This is a genomic window from Microbacterium sp. CCNWLW134, from assembly GCF_037083565.1.
Taxonomy (GTDB): domain Bacteria; phylum Actinomycetota; class Actinomycetes; order Actinomycetales; family Microbacteriaceae; genus Microbacterium.
Window position 1 is genome coordinate 751,301 of record NZ_JBAOJU010000002.1, and the last position, 21,756, is coordinate 773,056.

Below are 21,756 nucleotides of genomic sequence, written 5' to 3' on the forward strand. Positions count from 1 at the left end.
GCTCCCAACCGCCAGGATGAGCCGTATGACAGGCCCGGGCGACTCTTCCGAACTGGCGGCACTCAAAGACCGCGTGCGCGCGTTGGAGAACGAGAACTCCGCACTCGCGGCCGCGGCGAAGCCGGTCCGCGTCGTCGAGGGGTCGCGGTGGCGGGCCGTCGCGTCCGCGCTTCTCATCGTCGTCGCCTCCCTCCTCCTCCCGGTGACGATCGTCGCCGCGTGGGCCCGGATCCAACTGGTGGACGAGGATGCTTTCGTGCAGACTCTTGCGCCGCTGGTCGACGACCCCGCGGTCCAGCAGCTCATCATCGACGAGACGCTCGACGCCATCGGCGAGCAGGTCGACTTCGAGGCGTTGACGGCGGATGTCTTCGACGGCATCGCAGACCTCGGCCTCCCACCGCGGGCGGAGGCGGCGCTCGGGCTGCTTCAGGCCCCGGCGGCGAACGGGTTGGAGAGTCTGGTCGCAGGAGCGGTGACGACGGTCGTCGAGTCGGATGCCTTCTCGGATGTGTGGGCGACCGCCACGCGGGCCGCGCATCGCGCGCTGACGGTGTCCGCCACCTCCGACGGCGGGGGAGTGGTCGTCCGCACTGACGACGGCGTGGGCATTCAGCTGGGGGCGATCGTCGAGCGCGTCCAGCAGGTGCTCCTCGACCGGGATGTCGCGATCGCTCAGCTGATCCCCGAAGTCGACCGGGTGATCATCGTCGGCGATGGGGAGGGACTGCAAGCCGTTCGGCTCGGATACGCCCTGGCGGTGACGGTGGGGACGTGGTTGCCGATCGTGACCCTCGCCCTGGCGGCGGGCGGCATCCTGCTGGCGCGCCGGCGCAGCAGAGCGGTCATCGGCGCCGGCATCGGCTTCGCGCTCGGAGCCGGAAGCCTGGCGGTGTCGTTCCTCGTGGGAGGCGCCGCCGTCGGTATCGTCGCCGAACGCCTCGACCTCTCCCCCTCGGCACTGGAGGTGATCTACGGACGCTTCGTCGACGCGATGCGCGAGACCGCGGTCGTCTTCACTCTGATCGGCGTGCTCCTCATCGTCGCGGGCTGGCTCGCCGGACGCTCGACCTCTGCGGTCCGCGTGCGGGGCAGCATCCACAGCCTCGATTCGGCCGCGAGACGCGGCCTACAGGAACGAGGACTGAACACCGGGCGATTCGGGTTGTGGCTCGCCGAGCGGAGAAGACTCGTCCGGGGCATCGTCGCCGTCGTCGCCGTCATCTGGCTGTTCCTGCTGCGTCCGATCGGACTCGGCGACGTCTTCCTCGTCGTGGTGACCGGCGTCGTCATCGCATGGATCCTCGAGCTGCTTCAGCGTCGGCCGGAGGAGGGGTCAGAGCTGATCACGGATGCACCGGAGCGCGCGCGAACGCCTCGATGACCGAGGTATCGCCGTCGACGGCGTAGCGATCCGGCTGCGCAAGGGGGTGGCCTCGCTCCCAGGCGAACAGCGCAAGCTCACCGGCCGTGGCCGTGACACGCGCTCCTTCGATGCCGCGAGGAACCGCGTGCACCTGCCAATCCGTGCTGAGGGTCCAGGTTCGGTCGACGTCGGCCGCCGCCAGCGTCAGGGCGGCGGGGAGCGGGTCGAGAGTGGCGCGGCTCCGGGCCAGGAACACCTCGAAGAGTTCGTCGACCGCGTCAGCGTATTCCGCGGCGGACAGCTCGGGCGCGACGCGCCACGTCTCGCCGCCCGCGGCGCGGAGATCGATCAGGTGCTTCGTCGTCTCGAAGACCATCCTTCGCCGCCAGAACCCGACGCGGCCATCCGGGCGGCCACCGATCACCCAGCAGGGGCCGTCGGGATCTGCGGCACGCAGGGCGGCCAGAAGCTCGTCTCGACAGGATTCGTACCACGCACGAGACGGGTCGGAAGGATTCGCGGACAGGGTGGCTCGGTCGACCGGAACCCTCGTGCGGACGATCTCCGCCGCCCACCGATGGATGCCGCCGAGATGCGTCACCAGCGATGACACCGTCGGCCAGCGCGACCAGCCGATCGCCGCATTCGCGTCATGCTCGTCGATCTCGGCGGCGAAGGCCGCGCTCGCCCTCTCGAACGCGCCGAGGTGAACGTTCGCGTCGAGCATGGCTCGACGCTACCAAGGCGTCCGTGCCCATCCGTCACGGAACCGTAAGGACTTCCCTCCCTCCCGGGTCGACCGGGTGGCTACCGTGAAACAGGAGGGCGGAGAGAACAGCCGCCGGAACGGATCGGTCACCATGAGAACGCGCATCACCGGGATCGCCGCGCTCGTCGTCGCGGGGGGCCTGGTCCTCGCGGGCTGTGCGAGTACGGAGGCGGCGTCCACGCCCTCCGCGTCGAGCACCCCCGCCATGTCCGACGCCTCGACGCCGAGCGCCGAGCCGATGGCCCCCGAAGAGACCTCGTCGTCGATGGAGCCGGAGCCGTCGGAGCCCGCCGCCGTCGCGGAGGGGGTCTACCTCGACTACTCCGACGGAGCGATCGAATCCACGCCCGGGCAGAAGGCGCTCTTCTTCCACGCATCCTGGTGCCCGCAGTGTCGCGCACTCGATGAAGACCTCCGGGCGATGGGGGCGCCGGACGGCCTCACCGTCTTCAAGGTCGACTACGACAGCCGCACCGACCTTCGTCAGAAGTATGGTGTGACCCTGCAGACCACGGTGGTCTTCGTCGATGACGACGGCGAGCAGATCTCCTCGAGCGTCCTCTACGAGGACCCGTCGGTCGACTCGCTCGTCGCCGCGATTCCCTGAGCCGGTCCGATGACCGCTTCGCTCCTCGGCGCGCTGGCCGCAGGCATCCTCACCGTTGCGGCGCCCTGCGTTCTGCCCCTCCTACCCGTCATCGTCGGCGGGTCGATCGTCCGCGGCGGCGACGCGCGGCGCGCGAGGTGGCGGCCCTATGTCATCGCAGCGTCGCTGGCCGTAAGCGTCGTGGCGTTCACGCTCGCCCTCAAAGCGACCACGGCTCTCCTCGGCATTCCGCCGCAGGTCTGGCAGATCATCTCGGGTGCGATCGTCATCCTCCTCGGTCTCGACCTCCTCTTCCCGGCGATCTGGGATCGGATCTCGGGGCGCTTCGGCCTGCAGGCGCGGACGAACACCGCGCTCGATCGCTCCGTCCAACGCCAGAGTTACGCCGGCGACATCCTCACCGGCGCCGCTCTGGGGCCCGTCTTCTCCAGCTGCAGCCCGACATACGCGCTCATCGTCGCAGCCGTTCTGCCGGTGTCCTTCGCCGAGGGGGTGACGTATGTCCTCGCCTATGCGCTCGGGCTCGCCGGCATGCTCCTGCTGATTGCGCTCCTCGGCCGCCGCGTCGTCCAGCGGCTGGGTTGGATGGCGAAGCCGGACGGCTGGTTCCGCCGCACGATCGGCGCGATCTTCATCCTCGTCGGCATCGCCGTGATCACCGGGTTCGACAAGCAGCTGCAGACCTGGATGCTCGACGCCGGCCTCTATGACCCCATCGCTCGATTCGAGGAGTGGATCGGTGCCGGCTGAGCCATCCTCGCCCCAGGAAGCGACCGACGCCCTGCTCGTCGGTCGCAGCGTGCTGCTCGTCGACGACGACCCCACCGTGCTGGAGGTCAGTCGTGCCTACCTCGAACGGGCCGGCTTCACCGTCCACACCGCGATCGACGCCTTCTCGGCCCTCGAACGCGCCGCGACCCTTCGGCCCGACCTTCTCGTCCTCGATCGGATGCTTCCCGGCGTGGACGGGCTGGAGGTGTGCCGACGGGTGCGCGCTTCACGCCCGGACGTCCCCGTCATCATGCTCACGGCCCTGAGTGCCGAAGACGATCGGATCGAGGGGTTGGAGGCGGGCGTCGACGACTACCTGGCCAAGCCGTTCTCGCCGCGTGAGCTCGCCCTTCGCGTCCGCACCGTTCTGCGCCGGGCGCTCGCGGCCGAGCGCTCGCCGCAGACGCCGGGCGAGGCGGTGCTCGACCGCGGCGCGCTCCGGATCGACACCGCGGCCCGCACCGTCATCCGCGGCGGCGACGAGCTGGTGCTCACGGCTCGGGAGTACGACCTCCTGCTCTACCTCGCCCGACGCCCCGGCAGGGTGTTCACACGGGAGGCTCTCCTCGAGGCCGTCTGGGGGTGGTCGCACGGCGATCCCTCCACGGTGACGGTGCACGTGCGCCGGCTGCGGGAGAAGATCGAGGCGGACGCCGCGCACCCGACGATGCTCGTCACGGTGTGGGGATTCGGATACCGCTTGGATCTGCCCGGTTCCGGCGCGGACGCGCGAGAGCAGGATCGACGACGGGGACCGGACTCGTGACCGCGCCGGATCTTCTGATCGTCGTGGTCTCCTCGGCCGGGATCGCCGCCGCTGTCGGCATCGCGGCCTGGGCTCTGCTGAGGTTCTTCGCCGGCGCGAGGATCATCGTCCACGTCATCACGGTCGTCGTCGCCGCGGTCGCTGCCGTCGTCGGCGGGGTGCTCGTGGCTGCGCAGGCGATGTACCTGTCCGAGACCGACGTGCAGCTCGCCCTCGCCATCGCCGTCACGAGCGGGCTCGTCGCCATCGTCGTCGCGGTGCTGCTGGGAACGCGGATCAGCCGTGCGGCGGGGGCACTCGGCGACGCGGCGCGCGACCTGGGGGCCGGTATCGCGGTGTCATCGGCGGAGGCGACCACGCTGCCGGTGGCGGAATTCCGTGCGGTGCTCCGGGAGCTGGCCGCCTCGGACGCGCGGCTGCGCGAGGCGCGAGACGAGGTTGAACGGCAGGCTGTCGCCCGGCAGGAGCTGGTGGTCCGCATCGCCCATGACCTCCGCGTGCCGCTCGCCGGCATCCGAGCCCAGGCGGAGGCGCTGCAGGACGGGCTCGCACCCGACCCCGACCGCTATCTCGCGCAGATCGCCGCGCAGGTCGACCGCGTCAACCGGCTCGTCGACGACCTCTTCGCCGTCTCACGCATCGACGCCGGAGCGCTCGCACTCCGCCGCCAGCCGACCTCCCTCGGAGACCTCGCCAGCGACGTCGCGGCCAACGTGCGCGCCGTCGCCGAGGCCGCGCGCATCGAGCTCGCGGTCGATGTGGCTGCCGACGCGACGGTGGAGGTCGACCCGTCGGAGTTCGGTCGCGCGATCGCGAACGTGATCGCCAACGCCCTCCAGCATGCGCCCGCCGGCGGTCACGTCGGCGTTCGCGTGGACGCCGGCGGTGACACGGCTCGGGTGACGGTCACCGACGACGGCCCCGGGATCGCCCCCGGTGATGTGGAGTACCTCTTCGATCCCGGATGGCGGGGCACGACCGCGCGGTCCCCGCACGCGCTGGACCTCGGGGGCGGTGCGGGGCTCGGGCTGGCGATCGCGCGCGGTGTCGCACGCGCGCACGGGGGAGACGTGACCACGGTCGCTCTTCCCGGGCGTCGCGGTGCTGCCTTCGTGGTCGAGATTCCGCTGCTCAAGCCCCTGCCGTCGCCGGCAGGGTCACGCCGTTCACCCGCAGGATCTCCTCCTGGTACGGCGCGATGACGGTGCCCGAGATCCGGCAGTCGAGCACGAGGAAGCGGCGCTCGTCTGCGGGTGTCGCCGCCCACGAGGCGAGGCGGTCGAGGTCGTCCATCCGCCCGACGACGACACCCTCCGCCCCCACTCCGGAGGCGAGCGCGGCGAAGTCGACCTGAGGGATGAGCATCGGCCCGCGGGCGAGGCCCTTCAGTCCGTACAGGTTGATCTCCGCCCCGTAGGCGGCGTCGTTCCAGACCACGGCGAGACCGCGGCCCTGCGCGACCCGCACGGCGGACTCGAGGTCGGCGAGGGCCATCAGGCCGCCGCCGTCGCCGGTGGTGAGGACGACGGTGGCCTCCGGATGCGCGAGCGCGGCGCCCGGCACGGAGGGCCAGCCGAGGCCGATCGACTGGTAGGCCGTGCCGACCATCATCATCCGATCCGGTGAGGCGACCGGCCAGTACATGTTCGCCCAGCCGATGAAGTGCCCGCCGTCGGAGACGACGACCCGATCGGCGGGCAGGAGCTCGCCGATGCGGGCGGCGACCGAGCGCGGGTCGAGCCGGCCGTCGGGAGCGACGCCGTCGCCCTCGTCGTACCGGCGCAGCGGCGCGAGATCGACCGACTCGCGCCAGCCGCTCGGCGAACCGCCGAGCCGGGCGAGCTCGGCGACGAGCTCCTCGGCGACGAGCCCCGCGTCTGCCCGGACGTAGCCGCCGACATGCGGATGGGTGGCCGTGGGTGCGAGGTCGACCTGGAAGATGCGGGCGCCGGGCGCGAAGAGTTCGCCGAACCGCATCGTGAACTGGTTGAGCGACGCGCCGAACACGACGGCCACATCGGCCTCGCGCACGAGCTCCATCGCGCCTTCGGCGCCGAAGCCCCCGGTCACGCCGAGGTCGTACTCGCCACCGGGGAAGATCCCGCGGGCCAGGGACGAGCTGGCGGTGATCGCCCCGGTCGCGTCGGCCAGAGCGCCGAGCGCCTCGGCTGCGCCGGCGATCCAGGCGCCGCGACCGGCCAGCAGGAGGGGGCGCTCGGCGTCGCGGAGCGCTTGGGCGATGTCGCGGACGGCGGCTCGGGCGAAAGCGCTGGCCGGTGCCTGCGGCTCGGGCAGGCGCGGCGTCGGTGCATCGGGCACGGGGCCCGCCTCACGCGTCACGACGTCGTAGGGGATGGCCAGCACCACGGGCACCCGGTAGGTCAGCGCGTGCTCGATCGCGATCACGGTGGTGGCGGCGGCATCGGCCCGACCCACGGTGTAGGTGCGGACGCCGACCCCGGCCGCCAGTGCGATCTGGTCGACGTCCCAGGCCCGGGGCCCTGAGGTGGGCGCATCTCCCACCACGAGCACGAGCGGCACGCGGGCCTGGGCCGCTTCGGCGAGGGCGGTGAGGGTGTTGGTGAAGCCGGCGCCGTAGGTGGCGGTGGCCGCGGCCAATCGGCCGGACGCGCGGTGGTAGGCGTCGGCGGCGACCACGGCGCCGGCCTCGTGGCGGACCGCCGTGAAGGTCGTGCCCGCCTCGCGTTCGAGTGCGTCGAGGAAGTAGGCGTTGCCGTTGCCCATCACCCCGAAGACATGCTCGACGTGGTGGGCGAGGGTCGCGGCGACGTGTGCGGAGACAGTGGACATGACGGAGCCTTTCGGCCCTCACGGGGGTGAGGACGACGTACGGATGCGGGAACCGTATGTGTCTCACACGTGCTGCGCACGGCTGCGTGCCCTTTTTTCGAGCACCGGCCCGATTGTGCGGGCCGGACGGTCAGATCATATACGAAGCGGATGCCGCCGACCAGGCGGACCACACCGACCGGCGTCAGTAGCTCGAGCGCTCCGGGTCAGCCGTATCCGCAGGCGACCACCGCGCCGCCAGTGCTTCGGACGTGCGGGCGAGAATCGCCACATCGGCTGCCACGAGCACGAAGGAGGCACCCTGGTCGAGGTAGGACTGCGCAGTCTCGGGGTCGAAGGCATTGACACCGACCGGCGTGCCTGTCGCGAGGACCGCGGCGAACGCGCGATGCGCAGCAGCGACGACGTCGGGGTGCGTCTGCTGACCCAGCAGCCCGAGGGAGGCGGCGAGGTCGCTCGGTCCCACGAAGACCCCGTCGACCCCGTCGACCGCGGCGATCTCTCCGGCGGCCGCGACCCCTGCCGCCGTCTCCACCTGGACGAAGAGCGACACGTGCTCGTCGGCGTCGGTGAGGTAGCCGTCGATCCGGTTCCACCGGGCCGAGCGCCCCAGCGCCGACCCGACGCCGCGCTGCCCGCGCGGGGGATAGCGCATCGCCGACACCGCGGCTTCGGCGTCGGCCGCCGACGACACCATCGGCACCAGGATGTTCTGCGCACCGAGGTCGAGCACCTGCTTGATGACGACCGGGTCGTTGCTCGGCACACGGACCACCGGCGTGATGGGGTACGCCGCGACGGCCTGCAGCTGCGCGAGCACCGACTCCAGACCGTTCGGGGCGTGCTCCATGTCGATCAGCATCCAGTCCAGGCCCGATCCCGCGCAGATCTCGGCCACGAGGGGCGAGCCCGAGCACACCCACATCCCTGCGAGCGGCCGAGCGGATGCCGCGAGTGCGGCCCGGAAGGTCGGACTCAGACGAAGCGGCATGTGATCTTTCCCATCGGTCCGTAATCGCACAGCACGTCGTCGCCGGCTGCCACCCACATCGGCCGGGTGAACGAGCCGGCGAGGATGATCTCTCCCGCCTCCAGGCGCGCGCCATGCTGGTGGAACTTGTTCGCCAGCCACGCGACGCCGGTGGCGGGATGGCCGAGCACGCCGGCGGCGACGCCGGTCTCGACGATCTCGCCGTTGCGTGAGAGCACGCCGGGCACCCATCGCAGGTCGATCTCATCGGGGCGCTTGTGCACGTCGCCGAGCACCATCGCGCCGTAGGCGGCGTTGTCGGAGATCGTGTCGACGATGGTGCGACCTTCCAGCTCGATGTGGGAGTTCAGCACCTCGAGGGCGGGGACCGCGTAGTCGATCGCCGCGAGCGCGTCGTCGAGCGTGCAGCCGGGCCCGTGGAGGGGGCGGCCGAGCACGAACGCGAGCTCGACCTCGATACGCACGTTGGAGAACCGGGAGGCGTCGATCTCGTCGCCCGAGCGGAAGACGGTGTCGTCGAACATGACGCCGTAGTCGGGCTCGCTGATGCCTGTCGCCTCCTGCATCGCCTTGGAGGTGAGACCGATCTTGCGACCGACGAGTCGGCGCCCGGCCGCGATGTTGCGGTCTCGCCAGACGCCCTGGATCGCGTAGGAGTCCTCGACGGTGGCGTCGGGGTAGCGCGCGGTGATCCGCGGGATCACGCCGTTCGTGCGGTCGGCCTCGGCGAGCTCCGCGGCGATCTGCGCGATGGTGTCAGCAGGCAGCATCCGATGTCCTTCCGCGGCTCAGAGCTGGTTGCCGAGTTTGAACTCGCCGTCGCTCCGCTCCGGCGCCCGGGTGTACGAGAAGCCGTCGGCTCCGATGGCCACCGCCATCTCGGACGAGTCGGTACGGGCGACGACCGGCTGCGGGTTGCCGTCGAGGTCGAGCACGAGTGAGGCCTCGGTGTACCAGGACGGCACGACGGGGTTTCCCCACCAGTCGCGGCGCTGGTTGTCGTGCACGTCCCAGGTGACCACGGGGTTGTCGGGATCGCCGGTGTAGTAGTCCTGGGTGTACACCTCGACGCGGTGCCCGTCGGGATCCCGCAGGTACAGATAGAAGGCGTTCGAGACGCCGTGACGGCCGGGTCCGCGCTCGATCCGGTCGGACAGGCGCAGGGCGCCGAGCTTGTCGCAGATCGCGAGGATGTTGTGCTTCTCGTGCGTGGCGAAGCAGACGTGGTGCATGCGCGGGCCGTCACCGCCGGTCATCGCGGTGTCGTGCACGGTGGGCTTGCGCCGCATCCAGGCGGCGTAGACCGTGCCTGCCTCATCCTGGATGTCTTCGGTGACGCGGAACCCGAGGGACTGCATGAAGTTCACCGCCCGGGGAACGTCGGGAGTGACCTGGTTGAAGTGGTCCAGACGCACGAGCTCGCCGGGGCTGTGCAGGTCGTAGCGCCAGGAGAGTCGCTCGACGTGCTCGGTGGCGAAGAAGAACTCGTAGGGGAAGCCCAGCGGGTCGATCATTCGCACCGAGTCCCCGATGCCCCGGGTGAACCCGTTCGGTTCGCGCCGCACCTCGCACCCGAGCTCGGAGTAGAACGCAACAGCCTTATCGAGGTCTTCGGCCGAGCGCACGCGGTACGAGAACGCGGCCACCGCCGCGATCGGGCCTTGACGCAGCACGAGGTTGTGGTGGATGAACTCCTCGGTCGACCGCAGGTAGATCGCCTCGTCGTCCTCCTCCGTCACATGCAGACCGAGCACGTCGACGTAGAACTCCCGGGATGCGGCGAGGTCGGTGACGACGAGCTCCATGTAGGCGCAGCGCAGGATGTCGGGCGCCGGAGAGGCCGGGGTGGGGATGGGGTTCGCCGACTGGATCGGCGCTTCCTGGCCCACCCAGAAACCGGAGGAGGTCAGGGTCATGTCGTCGCGGTGGCTCATGTCAGGGTCCTTACTTGCCGAACGTGGGGTTGTGCACCGTGCCGAGCGTGATGTGCACGGCCTGCTGATCGGTGTAGAAGTCGATCGAGCGATACCCGCCCTCATGTCCGAGGCCGGAGGCCTTGACCCCGCCGAAGGGGGTGCGGAGGTCGCGGACGTTGTTGGAGTTCAGCCACACCATGCCGGCTTCCACCGACTGCGAGAAGTTGTGCGCGCGCTTCAGATCGTTCGTCCAGATGTAGGCCGCCAGACCGTACTTCACACCGTTGGCGAGCTCGAGCGCCTCTTCCTCGGTGTCGAAGGGGGTGATCGCGACCACGGGGCCGAAGATCTCCTCCTGGAAGATCCGCGCGTCCGGCGCGACATCGGCGAACACCGTCGGTTCGACGAAGTTGCCGGTCTCGAAGCCCTCGGGGCGGCCCCCGCCGGCGACGAGGCGTCCCTCGGTCTTGCCGATCTCGATGTAGCCCATGACCTTGTCGAAGTGCTCGGGGTGCACGAGCGCGCCCACCTCGGTGCGGGGGTCGTGCGGGTGGCCGACCCTGACCCTCTTCGCCTGCGCGGCGTACCGCTCGACGAACTCGTCGTAGATCTCCCGCTCGACGAGGATGCGGGAGCCGGCGGTGCAGCGCTCGCCGTTCAGTGAGAAGACGCCGAAGATCGTCGCGTCGATGGCGGCGTCGAGGTCGGCGTCGGCGAAGACGACGGCGGGCGACTTGCCACCCAGCTCCATCGACAGGCCCTTGAGGTGGGGCGCCGCGTTACCGAAGATGATCTGCCCGGTGCGGCTCTCACCGGTGAAAGAGATCAGCGGCACGTCGGGGTGCTTCACCAGCGCGTCTCCGGCCTCTTCGCCGAGACCGTTGACGAGGTTGAACACGCCGGTCGGAAGGCCAGCCTCCTCGAAGATGCCCGCCCACAGCGACGCCGAGAGCGGCGTGAACTCGGCGGGCTTGAGCACGACGGTGTTGCCGGTCGCGAGGGCGGGTCCGAGCTTCCACGACTCGAGCATGAACGGCGTGTTCCACGGCGTGATGAGGCCGGCGACCCCGATCGGCTTGCGGTTGACGTAGTTGATCTGGCGCCCCGGCACCTTGTAGGTGTCGTCGGACTGCGCGACGATCAGGTCGGCGAAGAAGCGGAAGTTCTCCGCCGCGCGGCGCGCCTGGCCGAGAGCCTGGGTGATCGGCAGGCCCGAATCGAACGATTCCAGTTCGGCGAGGCGGGCGTCGCGCGACTCGACGATGTCGGCGATGCGGTGGAGGATCCGCGAACGCTCGCGCGGCAGCATCCTCGGCCACGGCCCCTCGGTGAACGCCACGCGCGCGGCGGCGACGGCACGATCGATATCGGCCTTCTTTCCGGCCGCTGCGGTGAGGTAGGTCTCGTTCGAGACCGGGTCGAGCACATCGAAGGTCGCGCCGTCGAGCGAGTCGACGAACTCGCCGCCGATGTAGTGCTGGATGTGGCCGGGCAGATCAGCGGGCACATGCCGCTCGGTGGTGCGCGCAGCGGTGTCTGTCATGGTGCTCCTTCGCGAGGGTCAGAAGGCCGGGAGGCCGAGGGTCTCGTCGGGGTGTTCGTGGATCATGTAGGCATCGAGCGTCGCCGAACGGTGGCGCCGTGCGGCTTTCTCGATCTCGCCGAGGGGTGCACCGGTCTCGATGAGCCGCAGGATGTTCTCGTGCTCCTGGACGGACTCCTGCGCACGGCCGGGGACGAAGCTGAACGTCGAATCGCGCAGGTGCCCGAGACGCCCCCACTCCGCTTCGACGAGCTCGAGCATCCTCGGGTTCGCGCACCTGCCGTAGAGCGTGGCGTGGAACTCCTGGTTCAGGCGGGTGAAGGAGCGCGGGTCGAAGTCGGCGAGCGATTCGATCATCCGCTCGTTCACCTGCCGGGCATGACGGATGTCGTCGATACTCAATCGCCGCGCGGCCAGCGCCGTCGCGGTGCCTTCCAGGATCGACAGAGCCTGCATGCTGAACCGGTACTGCGTGTCGTCGACCATCGAGACCCGCGCCCCCACATTGCGCTCGAACGTCACGAGCCCCTCGGCCTCGAGCTGCCGGATCGCTTCGCGCACCGGCACCACGCTCATGTCGAGCTCGGCGGCGATGGTGCCGAGCACCAGCCGGTACCCCGGAGTGAACTCCTGCGACGCGATACGCTCCTTCACCCAGTGGTAGGCGCGTTGCGACTTGCTGAGGCTCGATGCCTGTGCGGTCACCTCTCCGCTCGCCATGCGAGGTACCGTTCCTTCCACTCGCGGGTGAGCGGGAAGAGTCCGTCGACCGGATGCCCCTGGGCGACCTGTTCGGCGATCCAGCCGTCTTCGACCTCCTGCTCCAGGGCCGCATCGACGATCTCTTCGACCATCGACGGCGGGATCACGATGACGCCGTCCGCGTCGCCGACGAGGATGTCGCCGGGCTGGACGGTGGTTCCACCGCACGCGATCGTGAGGTCGGCGTCCCACGGCACGTGGCGGCGGCCGAGCACCGCGGGGTGCGCGCCGGCGGTGTAGACCGGGATGCCGACCGCAGCCACGGCGTCGACATCTCGGACGCCGCCGTCGGTCACGATGCCCGCTGCGCCGCGGGCGTGTGCGCGGATGGCCAGGATGTCGCCGAGCGTGCCCGACCCGGCCTCGCCCCGCGCTTCGATGACCAGCACCTCGCCGTCGCCGACCGCGTCGAAGGCACGCTTCTGGGCGTTGTAGCCGCCGCCGTGGCTGTCGAAGAGGTCTTCTCTGTTGGGAACGAATCGCAGCGTGCGGGCCAGGCCCACGAGCTTCTTTCCGGGGTGGAGCGGGCGGACGCCGTCGATCGTGACGTTGTTCAGGCCGCGCTTGCGAAGCTGCTGCGACAGCCCCGCGACCGGGGTGCGCTCGAGCTTGGCGCGCACGTCGGCTGACAGCCCCGAGGTCGGATCGGCGCCCAGCCCCGCAGCCTCGCGTGAACCCCACGCCTCGGCTCGCTGCAGGTCGTCGACGGCGGGAAGGGAGCCGACGCGGGGGTCGAACCCCTCTTCGCCCTGCACGACCGTCGTGCGCAGCCTCCCGGAGGAGGGGGCGCCGGGCGCGTTCGGGGCGTCCACCTCGACCTCGACGACGTCGCCGGGGACGACGACCGACGATCCCGCCGGCGTGCCGGTGAGGATGACGTCGCCGCGTTCGAGGGTCATGTGCTGAGACAGATCGGCGACGAGCTGGGCGAGGGGGAAGATCATCCCGGCGGTGGTGTCATCCTGTGCCAGCTCGCCGTTCACCCAGGCGCGGACACGGAGGTCGCCCGGATCGATCTCACTCGCGGTGATGAGTCGACCGCCGATCGGGGTGTAGCCGTCGCGGCCCTTGGAGCGGACGTTCGATCCCTTGTCGTTCGCTCGCAGGTCGTAGAGACCGAAGTCGTTGGATGCGGTGACCCATCCGACGTGCGCCCAGGCCTCATCGACGCCGACACGGCGGGCGTCGCGGCCGATGATCAGCGCGACCTCTGCCTCGAAGGCGAGCAGCTCGGTGCCGGCCGGGCGCTCGATGGTGTCGCCGGAGGCGGCCACGGAGCTCGACGGCTTGAAGAAGTAGGACGGCGTTGCGGGGCGGCGTCCGCGCTGGTCGGCACGCGAGGCGTAGCTGAGGTGGATCGCCACGATCTTCCCCGGGCGCTGGGGGAGCGCAGAGAAACGCCGATCGGCGGCATCCGTCACTGCGATGTCTTCAGTCATGAGCTCCCTCGCTTCCGCACTTGCGGCATATTCCAAATCGTATATTATCGACACCGCACCGGCAAGCGAGACATCGTGCACCGCCGGAGACAACGTCGTCACGAGGAGTCACGGAAGATGAGCGAGACATCGCAACAGGGGTTCACGCCCACCGGCACGATCAGCACACCGACGGACCGCCGCCGCGTCGTGTTCGCCACCGTGGTGGGAACCACGGTCGAGTGGTACGACTTCTTCATCTACGCCCAGGCGGCGGGACTGGTCTTCGCCCAGCTGTTCTTCGCGCCGCTCGGCGAGACGATGGGCATCATCCTGTCGTTCCTCACGGTCGGGATCAGCTTCCTGTTCCGCCCGCTCGGAGCCTTCCTCGCCGGTCACTACGGTGACAAGTACGGGCGCCGGATCGTGCTCGTGATCACCCTCGTGCTCATGGGGGTCGCGACGACCCTCGTCGGCCTCCTGCCCACCTACGCGGCCATCGGCGTCGCCGCGCCCATCCTGCTCATCGTCCTGCGTATCCTGCAGGGCGTCTCGGCAGGCGGCGAGTGGGGCGGTGCGGTGCTGATGGCCGTCGAACACGCCCCCACGCGCAAGCGCGGGCTCTTCGGCGCGTCACCGCAGATCGGTGTGCCGATCGGCCTGCTCCTCGCGTCCGGGATGATGGCGCTGATGTCGGTCCTCGCCCCCGGGGACGCCTTCCTCGAGTGGGGGTGGCGCGTGCCGTTCCTCTTCTCGATCGTGCTCATCCTCGTCGGCTACTACATCCGTCGCCGCGTCGAGGAGAGCCCGGTCTTCGTCGAGCTGGCCGAGCGCAAGGAGCGCACCCGCACCCCGATCGCGCAGCTGTTCCGCAAGCACGCCCTGCTGGTCTTCATCGCCGCGCTCGTCTTCGCCGGCAACAACGCGGTCGGCTACATGACCACCGGCGGCTACATCCAGAACTACGCGACCAACCCCGAGGGCCCGCTGGCGATGGAGCGCAGCAGCGTGCTCCTCGCCGTCACCGGTTCCGCGGTGTTCTGGCTGGTCTCCACCTGGATCGCCGGATGGCTCAGCGACAAGATCGGTCGCCGCACGACGTACATCGGTGGATGGCTCCTGCAGCTGGTGGGGGTGTTCACCCTGTTCCCCCTCGTGAACACCGGTGACATCGGTCTCCTCTTCGCCGGGTTGGCGATCCTCGCCATCGGGCTCGGCTTCACCTACGGCCAGCAGGCGGCGTACTACGCCGAGCTGTTCCCGGCCTCCATCCGGTTCTCGGGAGTGTCGATCTCGTACGCGATCGGCGCCATTCTCGGAGGCGCGTTCGCCCCGACCATCGCAACCGCCCTGGTGCAGGCGACCGGTTCCACCTGGTCGGTCGCCCTCTACCTCGCGGGGATGACGGTGCTGGGCCTGACGGCGACGCTCGTGCTGCGCGACCGCACCGGCATCCCGCTCGGTCCTGATTTCGAGGCGGAGCAGGCCAAGAGTCCGATCTACGGGATGGTGAAGGCCTGACCCCTGACCGGCGGGCCGTGCCGCGGGCGCGCTGCCCCGTGTCGGGTTAGCATTCGAGGATGCCGGATGCGACGCCGATCACCGACGTCTCGATCGGGGGCGAGAGCATCCGCCTCGGACAGTTCCTGAAGTTCGCCGGCGTGCTGGACTCAGGCGGTGACGTCAAAGAGGCGATCATCGACGGGTTCGTGAGGGTCAACGACGAGGTGGAGCGCCGCCGGGGGCGGCAGCTCCAGCTCGGCGATGTCGTGGCATTCGAAGGTCGCCGGGTGCGCGTCTGCGCATGACCGGCTGCGTCCCCGGCGTCTGCTGACCCTCGCCCCATCGGGAGCGACACATAATGGCGGCATGTTCGATCCCACCCGGGCGGCCGGCCTCGAGGCCCTGAGGGATTTCGTGCCGAGAGCGGGATCCGCCTACGCGCGCCAGCGCAACATCGACACCGGCCCCCACCGCACCAACGTGTCGACGCTGTCGCCCTACATCCGGCACCGACTGGTGACCGAGCGCGAGGTGGTGACGGCGGTGCTCGAGGCGCACAGCCTGTCGGCGGCCGAGAAGTTCGTGCAGGAAGTGATGTGGCGGACGTACTGGAAGGGGTGGCTCGAGCAGAATCCGGAGGTGTGGCGGCGCTATCGGCAGGACGTCGCCGAGCTCATCGACGCAGGCAGCGCCGACACGCCGGAGTACCGCGACGCCGTCTCCGGACGCACCGGCATCGACGCGATGGACGCGTGGGCCGGCGAGCTCGTTGAGACCGGGTATCTCCACAACCACACCCGCATGTGGTTCGCGAGCATCTGGATCTTCACCCTGCGTCTGCCGTGGCAGCTCGGCGCCGACTTCTTCTACCGGCACCTGCTCGACGGGGATGCCGCATCGAACACCCTCTCGTGGCGCTGGGTCGCGGGCCTTCAGACGGTCGGGAAGACCTACCTCGCCACCGCCTCGAACATCGCCCGCTACACCGAGGGTCGCTTCCACCCCGAGGGGCTCGCCACCAGCGCCCCGGCCCCCTCCGAGGAGCCGCTGCCCCCGCGCTCGCCGATTCCGTCGGTCGAGACCGCGCCGTCGGGCGAACGGCTGGGCATCCTGTTGCACGAGGAGGATCTCGCCCTCGACAGCCTTCGCGGCGAGCACCCGTGGCTCGACGGCGGAGTCGTCGCCATCGCCGCGTCCGCGGATGCCGAGGCTCGCTCCCCGATGGGAGCGTCGGACACCGTCCGCGCCTTCACCGCCGGCGCCCTCGCCGATGGTCTCGACAGGGCGGCGCCGGCAGCCACCGCCCTCGTGCTCGGCGTCGATCCGGCCGCTGCGGTGGTCGAGTGGGCGGCGGCCGAGAATCTCGACACCGTCGTGATCCCGTACGCGCCGGTCGGTCCGGTGGAAGAGCGGATGACCGCGCTTCGCGCAGGCCTCCGCGAGGGTGGCATCGCGCTGCGAGCGGCACGACGTGACTGGGACTCACTCGCGTGGCCGCATGCCCGCCGCGGGTTCTTCCCCTTCCGCACGCAGATCCCGCAGCTGCTGTCGCAGCAGGGCATTCCCGCGTCACCGGGACGATGACGCGCACCATTCTCCCGTCGAAAGGATGGCGCATGCGCTCTGCGCTGGCCCTCGCCGCCACCATCGGGTTCGCGACCGCCGGCGCCCCCGCGATCGCGGCGATCTCGACCGACGGCGAGGGTGTCGTCGTCGAGAGCATGCAGGCCGACTACGGGATCACCCGCGGGCAGAACGGTGTCAGCGCCCTCACCGTCGCCGAGACGTTCGTCGCCCGATTCCCGGCGTCCGGTGAGAGTCGCGGCATGCGCCGCGACATCGCCGAGTCATCGGACGGCGCGGCCCGGGTGCTCCGATGGATCTCGGTCACCGACACCGACGGGTCGCAGCGACCGAGCGAGGTCGACAGCTCCGACGGTGTCTCCTCGATGACGGCGTTCGCTCCGGCCGGCCTTCGCGGAACCCAGAGGTTCGTCTTCACCTACACCGTGGACGGTGTCGTCGCTGTCGGCGACGGTGCGCAGGTGCAGGAGTTCACCTGGGCCGTCAACGGGCGGGAGCGTTCGCCTGCCGTGGGCGAGGTGCGCGCGACGTTGCGCGTGCCGGAAGAACTCGTCCCCTCGATCGAGGGTGAGCCTCGGTGCCTCATCGCGCCGGAGGGATCGTCGCGGACCTGCGACCTGACGGTCGAACCGGGCCAGCTCGGCGCGGTGCTGATCGACGTGTCGGCAGAAGACCTCGCGGCGGACGAGGCTCTGACGCTTGTCGTGGGATTCGCTCCCGGTACCTTCGCGGCCGTCGAGGAGGACTCGGGTGGATGGGTCGGGTGGGTGCTCGCCCTGACGGGGGCCGCGGCGCTCAGCGTGGGAACCTGGCTCGTCGTGGTGCGAAGAAGACGTCGAGAACCTCCCGCTCAGGACGACCGCTCAGGACGGAAGAGTCCGGCCCGATCGGCGAGGAGCAGCGCCACGCCCGAGACCACGAGGATGGCCGAGTAACCCACGAGCACGACGCCGATCCCCGAGGTCGTCGGCTCACCCCCGCCGATCGCCTCGATCACCCCCGACACGATGACCACGCCCAATCCGCCGAGCGCGACCACCGGCATGAGCAGGAAACTCGTCGCCTCTCCCGACATGCGCGGAGGGACGACCGTCTGCACGCCGATCTGCGCGGCGGAGAAGGTCATTCCGCCGGCGAGGCCGGCGGCGAACATGGCGACGCAGTACAGCGGGAGCGTGTCGACGAGCATGGCCGACAAGCCGACCGCGGTGAGGGCCGTGGTGGCGCCGAGGACCCGGATCGCCGACCACCGCTGGCAGAGCCGGCCGGCGATCGGGCCGGCGATGGCCACCCCCGTCGATCCCGCGAGGAAGTACAGCCCCGCGACCTGCGGATCGAACCCGCGAATCGACTGCAGCGTGAACGTCGCCGTGACGATGAGCACGTTCGTTCCCATGTTCCCGATGGTGCCGACGCTGAGAAGGGCGAGGTAGGCGCGGTTGCGGAGCAGGGAGGCGTGGATCAGCGGATTTCGGGCTCGTCGCTCGACGAGAACCCACGCGACGAGTCCGCACAGGCCCACGACGATCAGGCCGGATGACAACGCTGCCGCCCAACCGAGGTCCGGAACGTTGTCGATCCCGACGCTGACCAGACCGAGGCCGAGGACGACCGTGATGACTCCGGCCCAGTCGATCGTGCGCAGCGATGTCCCGGCCTCGGGATTGCGCGAGTCCCGGACCCGCATCGTGCCGACGGCGGCGATCGTCGCCAGCGGGACGTTCAGCCAGAAGACCCACGGCCACCCGACCGTGGACGCGAGCAGTCCTCCGACGATGGGACCGAGGGCCGTACCGAGCCCGGACACCCCGATCATCCACCCGAGCGCGCGGGGTCGTTCGGCGTCGTCGGTGTCGTTGGTGATCAGTGCGAACGCGTTCGGGAGGATGAGCGCCGCTCCGACGCCCTGCACCAACCGACCGGCGACGATCGTGACGACATCCCCGCTGAGCGCGCAGAGGACGGATGCGCCGGCGAAGAGGGACAGACCGGCGATGACGGCAGCCCGTCGGCCGATCACGTCGCCGACCCGCCCCGCCGGTACGGAGAACGCCCCGAGCGAGAGCATGTACGCCGACAGCACCCATTGCAGGTCGGTGACCGAGGCGCCGAACGCCGCGGCGATCGACGGCAGCGCCAGGCCGAGAGAGAAGAAGTCCAGCTGCACGCAGAGCAGCGCGACGCCGACGGGGACGAATCGCAGCACAGAGCGCCGTGGGTACACCGCGGGGGGCGTGACGGTCATCTGTCATCCTCAGGGGGCTGCTGAGCTCATGTTAGCCAGCACCACGACCGGTGAACACGACTCCTCCTCGTCGACTACCGATTCCCCGAAGCGGCCCCGCCGGGCTGTGCGGTGCCCGAATCGCCCTCGTCCCCCCGCTGCCGGTGGTTTCGGATGGCGTTCCAGATCAACACGCCGCCGGCGACGATGACGGCGACCGGCCAGACGTACGTCAGAGCGGTGAACCACTCCGCGGCCGTGAAGAGGATGACGATCGCGCCGCCGGCGAGCACGCCGGCGGGAATCCACGCCCACCACCGGCGCTGCGCACCCCCCGGCACCAGGGCGACCAGAGCGAAGGTGACGGCGGCGCCGAACAGGAACGTCGCGCCCACCACGGGGCCGGAGGCCGAGCCCGCCAGCCAGGTGACAACGGAAAGGGTCAGCAGCATTCCGGCCGGAATCACCGCCCACCACCGCTGGGTGTCGCGCAGGTACACCGCCGCGAAGCCCACGCCCAGAACCGCGAGCATCGGCACCTCCGTCCACTGCCCGAATCCGGCCGGGTCGAGCTGCATCACCATCGTGATGGCCGCGCCGATCAGCGCCGCGCCGGGGATCGCCGCCCACCACGAGGGGCGGTCGGTGAAGAACACGAACCAGAACGTGGCGCCGGCGACGAGCAGCACACCGCCCCAGACGAGGGACGGCACCGCGGCCACCTCGGTGGCCTCGATCAGCAGCAGCGCCCCGGCGACGAGGACCAGGACCCCGAGGATGATCTGAACCCAGAGTCGTCTCATCGTGTGCTCCTCCGTGACGGCGGGGTCGCGGCGTCAGGCGCTGACGACCGGGCGCCCGATCCGTTCCTGCGCGCCGAGCTCGCGTGCGATCGAGGCCGCCCACGCGCGGATCGCCGACCAGTCCCGCGCATCACGGGTGTCCTCCGGGGTGTTGCGCACCATGGCGTTCTCGATGAACCCGTGCGGCTCGGTGGGAAGTCGACCACCGAAGACGACATGCCCGCGCACCCCCAGGGATTCCGCGCGGCTCAGGACCCGCGGCGGCTCCTGCCAACGGAGGTCGTCCTCGGTGGGGCGCGTCGCCTGCTCGCCGAACGGCCCGGAGCTGAAGATCCAGAACGGCATCCGCCGCAGGCGGTCGGATTGTTCCTTCAGGAAATGCCGCGCGGGTCGCAGCCACCGGCCCGCGTACACCGCGCTCCCGAGGATCACCGCATCCACATCGGCCGCGTCGGTGTCATGGGCCGAGCGACACACCACATCGAGGCCGTACGCCAGGAGTTCGTCGGCGATCGTCTCGGCGATCTCCTCGGTCGATCCGTTCTTGCTGGCATAGGTGACGAGAACTCTCATCGCCGACTCCCTACTGTCCGATGGCCGCGGCCAGCGCGGCGATGGCTGAGTTGATGATGCCGCCGAGGAGGGCGACGGCGGCGAACGCGCCGGTGACGATCCACGCGGTCTTCTTGGCGCCCTCGTAGCCGTACGGCGCCCGATCCTCGGCGTCGCGCGCCAGTCCGGCGAGCAGCAGCACGAGATCGATGACGTACCAGATGCCGAGTCCACCGGCGGTGAGGAGTTTGAGGATGCCGGTGCCCACCTTGCCGAGATAGAACCGGTCCACCCCGAGGAACCCGAGAAGAAGCGACAGCAGCCACGCGGCGACGAAGGAGCGGGAGCTCTCGGCCACCACGGGTGCGCCGACCGGACTCCCCTCCGCCGACGCGGAGGGCCGGGCCGGAGGGGAGGGCCAGGCCGCAGCGCCCTGCCCGGTGGGCGGTCGATCAGATGTCATGCGCCCAGGATCGAGCGCGTCGCGTCGGTGAGCGGGGGTCGAAGGTCCCGCCGGGTCTCAGACGGCGGCCCAGCCGCCGTCGACACTCAGCACGGCGCCCGACACGTTCGAGGAGTCGTCGCTCAGCAGCCACGCGATGGCCGATGCCAGCTGTTGCGGCTGCGCCACGGGCGGCAGATTGGTCTGGAACAACGGTCCGAGCCGCTGCTGCGCCCACTCGGAGTGGAAGGGTGCCTCGATGCTCGTGGCCACCGGCCCGGGAGCCACGACGTTGCAGCGCACCCCCTTGGGCGAGTAGAAGAACGCCGTACTCAGGGTGAAACCGTTCACCGCGTGCTTGGACGTCGTGTAGGGCGTCCCCGCCGCAGATCCCCGCTGTCCGGCCTCCGACCCGACATTGACGATGCTGCCTCGACCCCGTTCGACCATGCCCGGAAGCACCGCGCGGGTGAGCCGCATCATCCCGGTCAGGTTCACCGCGAGCACCCGATCCCAGGTGGCGTCGTCGATCTCGGCTGTGGGTTCGAAACCGTCCATGATGCCGGCGATGTTCGCCAGGCCGTCGATCTGCGCACCGGCGGCGCCGAGGATGCGAGCTGCGGCCTCGGGGTCGGTGATGTCGGCCGCGACGACGACGAGGCGGTCGTCGGCCGCTTCGGGAAGGTGCGCGAGTCTTTCCTCGAGAGCGTCCACGGCGATCACTCGGGCGTCCTCGCTGAGCAGCCGCTCCACCGTGGCTCGGCCGATACCGGCCCCGGCGCCGGTGACGATGACGGTCCGGCCCGAGAACCGATGCGAATCGTTCGACATGGACGTTTCCTCCCTGGTCTCCCCGGCATCCGGCCGGTCATGGTCAGTGCATCGCGGGGGCCGCGTCGGAAGCGGGCCGAAGGTCCTGCCGTGGGCG

General features: G+C 70.1%; 22 protein-coding genes. 9 read left to right on the forward strand and 13 right to left on the reverse strand.

What is annotated here, in order from left to right:
* Positions 1 to 25 precede the first annotated feature (25 nt).
* Positions 26 to 1,384: a hypothetical protein gene (locus V6S02_RS14165; RefSeq protein WP_336401358.1), complete on the forward strand. Its 1,359-nt coding sequence runs from the start codon at positions 26 to 28 to the stop codon at positions 1,382 to 1,384.
* Here the strand turns inward: V6S02_RS14165 and V6S02_RS14170 are convergent.
* The gene (locus tag V6S02_RS14170; RefSeq protein ID WP_336401359.1) at positions 1,347 to 2,093 is read right to left on the reverse strand and encodes a maleylpyruvate isomerase N-terminal domain-containing protein; all 747 of its coding nucleotides are present in this window, start codon (positions 2,091 to 2,093) and stop codon (positions 1,347 to 1,349) included. The two genes, V6S02_RS14165 and V6S02_RS14170, sit on opposite strands and share 38 nt — an antisense overlap.
* A 133-nt stretch (positions 2,094 to 2,226) precedes the next feature.
* Between V6S02_RS14170 and V6S02_RS14175 the strand changes: the two genes are divergently transcribed.
* The 4 genes from V6S02_RS14175 to V6S02_RS14190 are packed head-to-tail and all read left to right on the forward strand — an operon-like array spanning position 2,227 to position 5,481.
* A complete protein-coding gene (locus tag V6S02_RS14175) occupies positions 2,227 to 2,742 on the forward strand; it encodes a thioredoxin (RefSeq protein WP_336401360.1) in 516 nt (171 codons plus the stop codon).
* A 9-nt stretch (positions 2,743 to 2,751) separates the two neighbouring features.
* On the forward strand, positions 2,752 to 3,492 hold the full coding sequence (locus V6S02_RS14180; protein ID WP_336401361.1) for a cytochrome c biogenesis CcdA family protein: 741 nt from the start codon (positions 2,752 to 2,754) through the stop codon (positions 3,490 to 3,492).
* On the forward strand, positions 3,449 to 4,279 hold the full coding sequence (locus V6S02_RS14185) for a response regulator transcription factor (protein ID WP_442927933.1): 831 nt from the start codon (positions 3,449 to 3,451) through the stop codon (positions 4,277 to 4,279). The genes V6S02_RS14180 and V6S02_RS14185 overlap by 44 nt, the downstream gene beginning before the upstream one ends.
* Positions 4,276 to 5,481 (forward strand): sensor histidine kinase, encoded by a 1,206-nt coding sequence (locus V6S02_RS14190; protein ID WP_336401363.1) that lies wholly within the window; start codon positions 4,276 to 4,278, stop codon positions 5,479 to 5,481. The genes V6S02_RS14185 and V6S02_RS14190 overlap by 4 nt, the downstream gene beginning before the upstream one ends.
* Here V6S02_RS14190 and V6S02_RS14195 read toward each other — a convergent pair.
* The 7 genes from V6S02_RS14195 to V6S02_RS14225 all read right to left on the reverse strand — a co-directional run bounded on the left by V6S02_RS14195 (position 5,411) and on the right by V6S02_RS14225 (position 13,741).
* The gene (locus tag V6S02_RS14195) at positions 5,411 to 7,090 is read right to left on the reverse strand and encodes a thiamine pyrophosphate-binding protein (RefSeq protein WP_336401364.1); all 1,680 of its coding nucleotides are present in this window, start codon (positions 7,088 to 7,090) and stop codon (positions 5,411 to 5,413) included. The genes V6S02_RS14190 and V6S02_RS14195 overlap by 71 nt on opposite strands.
* 184 nt (positions 7,091 to 7,274) lie before the next feature.
* Positions 7,275 to 8,081 carry an HpcH/HpaI aldolase family protein gene (locus V6S02_RS14200; protein WP_336401365.1) on the reverse strand — a complete coding sequence of 269 codons (807 nt, stop codon included), beginning with the start codon at positions 8,079 to 8,081 and terminating at the stop codon, positions 7,275 to 7,277.
* Positions 8,066 to 8,851, reverse strand: a complete 786-nt coding sequence (locus tag V6S02_RS14205) for a 2-keto-4-pentenoate hydratase (protein WP_336401366.1) — start codon at positions 8,849 to 8,851, stop codon at positions 8,066 to 8,068. Before V6S02_RS14205 ends, V6S02_RS14200 begins: the two co-directional genes overlap by 16 nt.
* Before the next feature lie 18 nt (positions 8,852 to 8,869).
* Positions 8,870 to 10,015, reverse strand: coding sequence for a 3,4-dihydroxyphenylacetate 2,3-dioxygenase (hpaD, locus tag V6S02_RS14210; protein ID WP_336401367.1), 1,146 nt, complete (start codon positions 10,013 to 10,015; stop codon positions 8,870 to 8,872).
* Between the two features lie 10 nt (positions 10,016 to 10,025).
* Entirely contained in the window at positions 10,026 to 11,540 is a 1,515-nt protein-coding gene (hpaE, locus tag V6S02_RS14215; RefSeq protein ID WP_124292441.1) for a 5-carboxymethyl-2-hydroxymuconate semialdehyde dehydrogenase, read from the reverse strand.
* 18 nt (positions 11,541 to 11,558) lie between these two features.
* Positions 11,559 to 12,260 carry a GntR family transcriptional regulator gene (locus V6S02_RS14220; RefSeq protein WP_336401368.1) on the reverse strand — a complete coding sequence of 234 codons (702 nt, stop codon included), beginning with the start codon at positions 12,258 to 12,260 and terminating at the stop codon, positions 11,559 to 11,561.
* Positions 12,242 to 13,741, reverse strand: a complete 1,500-nt coding sequence (locus V6S02_RS14225; RefSeq protein WP_336401369.1) for a fumarylacetoacetate hydrolase family protein — start codon at positions 13,739 to 13,741, stop codon at positions 12,242 to 12,244. Before V6S02_RS14225 ends, V6S02_RS14220 begins: the two co-directional genes overlap by 19 nt.
* A 117-nt stretch (positions 13,742 to 13,858) precedes the next feature.
* On the opposite strand from V6S02_RS14225, the gene V6S02_RS14230 reads away from it, so the two are divergent.
* From V6S02_RS14230 to V6S02_RS14245, 4 genes are all read left to right on the forward strand, one after another.
* Positions 13,859 to 15,241, forward strand: coding sequence for an MFS transporter (locus V6S02_RS14230; RefSeq protein WP_124292444.1), 1,383 nt, complete (start codon positions 13,859 to 13,861; stop codon positions 15,239 to 15,241).
* 59 nt (positions 15,242 to 15,300) lie between these two features.
* Positions 15,301 to 15,528, forward strand: a complete 228-nt coding sequence (locus V6S02_RS14235; protein ID WP_124292445.1) for an RNA-binding S4 domain-containing protein — start codon at positions 15,301 to 15,303, stop codon at positions 15,526 to 15,528.
* A 61-nt stretch (positions 15,529 to 15,589) separates the two neighbouring features.
* Complete coding sequence (locus V6S02_RS14240; RefSeq protein WP_336401370.1) at positions 15,590 to 16,807, forward strand: FAD-binding domain-containing protein; 1,218 nt, start codon at positions 15,590 to 15,592, stop codon at positions 16,805 to 16,807.
* A gap of 32 nt (positions 16,808 to 16,839) precedes the next feature.
* Positions 16,840 to 17,742, forward strand: coding sequence for a DUF2207 domain-containing protein (locus V6S02_RS14245; RefSeq protein WP_336401371.1), 903 nt, complete (start codon positions 16,840 to 16,842; stop codon positions 17,740 to 17,742).
* On the opposite strand, the gene V6S02_RS14250 is transcribed toward V6S02_RS14245, so the two are convergent.
* From V6S02_RS14250 to V6S02_RS14270, 5 genes are all read right to left on the reverse strand, one after another.
* Entirely contained in the window at positions 17,658 to 19,052 is a 1,395-nt protein-coding gene (locus V6S02_RS14250; protein ID WP_336401372.1) for an MFS transporter, read from the reverse strand. The two genes, V6S02_RS14245 and V6S02_RS14250, sit on opposite strands and share 85 nt — an antisense overlap.
* Positions 19,053 to 19,126: 74 nt before the next feature.
* Entirely contained in the window at positions 19,127 to 19,834 is a 708-nt protein-coding gene (locus V6S02_RS14255; RefSeq protein ID WP_336401373.1) for a hypothetical protein, read from the reverse strand.
* A 33-nt stretch (positions 19,835 to 19,867) separates the two neighbouring features.
* On the reverse strand, positions 19,868 to 20,407 hold the full coding sequence (locus V6S02_RS14260; protein ID WP_336401374.1) for a flavodoxin domain-containing protein: 540 nt from the start codon (positions 20,405 to 20,407) through the stop codon (positions 19,868 to 19,870).
* Positions 20,408 to 20,417: 10 nt separating this feature from the next.
* On the reverse strand, positions 20,418 to 20,849 hold the full coding sequence (locus tag V6S02_RS14265) for a TM2 domain-containing protein (RefSeq protein ID WP_336401375.1): 432 nt from the start codon (positions 20,847 to 20,849) through the stop codon (positions 20,418 to 20,420).
* A gap of 57 nt (positions 20,850 to 20,906) precedes the next feature.
* Positions 20,907 to 21,659, reverse strand: a complete 753-nt coding sequence (locus tag V6S02_RS14270; protein ID WP_336401376.1) for an SDR family NAD(P)-dependent oxidoreductase — start codon at positions 21,657 to 21,659, stop codon at positions 20,907 to 20,909.
* Positions 21,660 to 21,756 lie beyond the last annotated feature (97 nt).

Coding starts and splice junctions, on each gene's coding strand:
- V6S02_RS14165 (WP_336401358.1), top strand. CDS start 26: ATGACAGGCCCGGGCGACTCTTCCGAACTGGCGGCACTCAAAGACCGC.
- V6S02_RS14170 (WP_336401359.1), bottom strand. CDS start 2,093: ATGCTCGACGCGAACGTTCACCTCGGCGCGTTCGAGAGGGCGAGCGCG.
- V6S02_RS14175 (WP_336401360.1), top strand. CDS start 2,227: ATGAGAACGCGCATCACCGGGATCGCCGCGCTCGTCGTCGCGGGGGGC.
- V6S02_RS14180 (WP_336401361.1), top strand. CDS start 2,752: ATGACCGCTTCGCTCCTCGGCGCGCTGGCCGCAGGCATCCTCACCGTT.
- V6S02_RS14185 (WP_442927933.1), top strand. CDS start 3,449: ATGACCCCATCGCTCGATTCGAGGAGTGGATCGGTGCCGGCTGAGCCA.
- V6S02_RS14195 (WP_336401364.1), bottom strand. CDS start 7,090: ATGTCCACTGTCTCCGCACACGTCGCCGCGACCCTCGCCCACCACGTC.
- V6S02_RS14200 (WP_336401365.1), bottom strand. CDS start 8,081: ATGCCGCTTCGTCTGAGTCCGACCTTCCGGGCCGCACTCGCGGCATCC.
- V6S02_RS14205 (WP_336401366.1), bottom strand. CDS start 8,851: ATGCTGCCTGCTGACACCATCGCGCAGATCGCCGCGGAGCTCGCCGAG.
- hpaD (WP_336401367.1), bottom strand. CDS start 10,015: ATGAGCCACCGCGACGACATGACCCTGACCTCCTCCGGTTTCTGGGTG.
- hpaE (WP_124292441.1), bottom strand. CDS start 11,540: ATGACAGACACCGCTGCGCGCACCACCGAGCGGCATGTGCCCGCTGAT.
- V6S02_RS14220 (WP_336401368.1), bottom strand. CDS start 12,260: ATGGCGAGCGGAGAGGTGACCGCACAGGCATCGAGCCTCAGCAAGTCG.
- V6S02_RS14225 (WP_336401369.1), bottom strand. CDS start 13,741: ATGACTGAAGACATCGCAGTGACGGATGCCGCCGATCGGCGTTTCTCT.
- V6S02_RS14230 (WP_124292444.1), top strand. CDS start 13,859: ATGAGCGAGACATCGCAACAGGGGTTCACGCCCACCGGCACGATCAGC.
- V6S02_RS14235 (WP_124292445.1), top strand. CDS start 15,301: ATGCCGGATGCGACGCCGATCACCGACGTCTCGATCGGGGGCGAGAGC.
- V6S02_RS14240 (WP_336401370.1), top strand. CDS start 15,590: ATGTTCGATCCCACCCGGGCGGCCGGCCTCGAGGCCCTGAGGGATTTC.
- V6S02_RS14245 (WP_336401371.1), top strand. CDS start 16,840: ATGCGCTCTGCGCTGGCCCTCGCCGCCACCATCGGGTTCGCGACCGCC.
- V6S02_RS14250 (WP_336401372.1), bottom strand. CDS start 19,052: ATGACCGTCACGCCCCCCGCGGTGTACCCACGGCGCTCTGTGCTGCGA.
- V6S02_RS14255 (WP_336401373.1), bottom strand. CDS start 19,834: ATGAGACGACTCTGGGTTCAGATCATCCTCGGGGTCCTGGTCCTCGTC.
- V6S02_RS14260 (WP_336401374.1), bottom strand. CDS start 20,407: ATGAGAGTTCTCGTCACCTATGCCAGCAAGAACGGATCGACCGAGGAG.
- V6S02_RS14265 (WP_336401375.1), bottom strand. CDS start 20,849: ATGACATCTGATCGACCGCCCACCGGGCAGGGCGCTGCGGCCTGGCCC.
- V6S02_RS14270 (WP_336401376.1), bottom strand. CDS start 21,659: ATGTCGAACGATTCGCATCGGTTCTCGGGCCGGACCGTCATCGTCACC.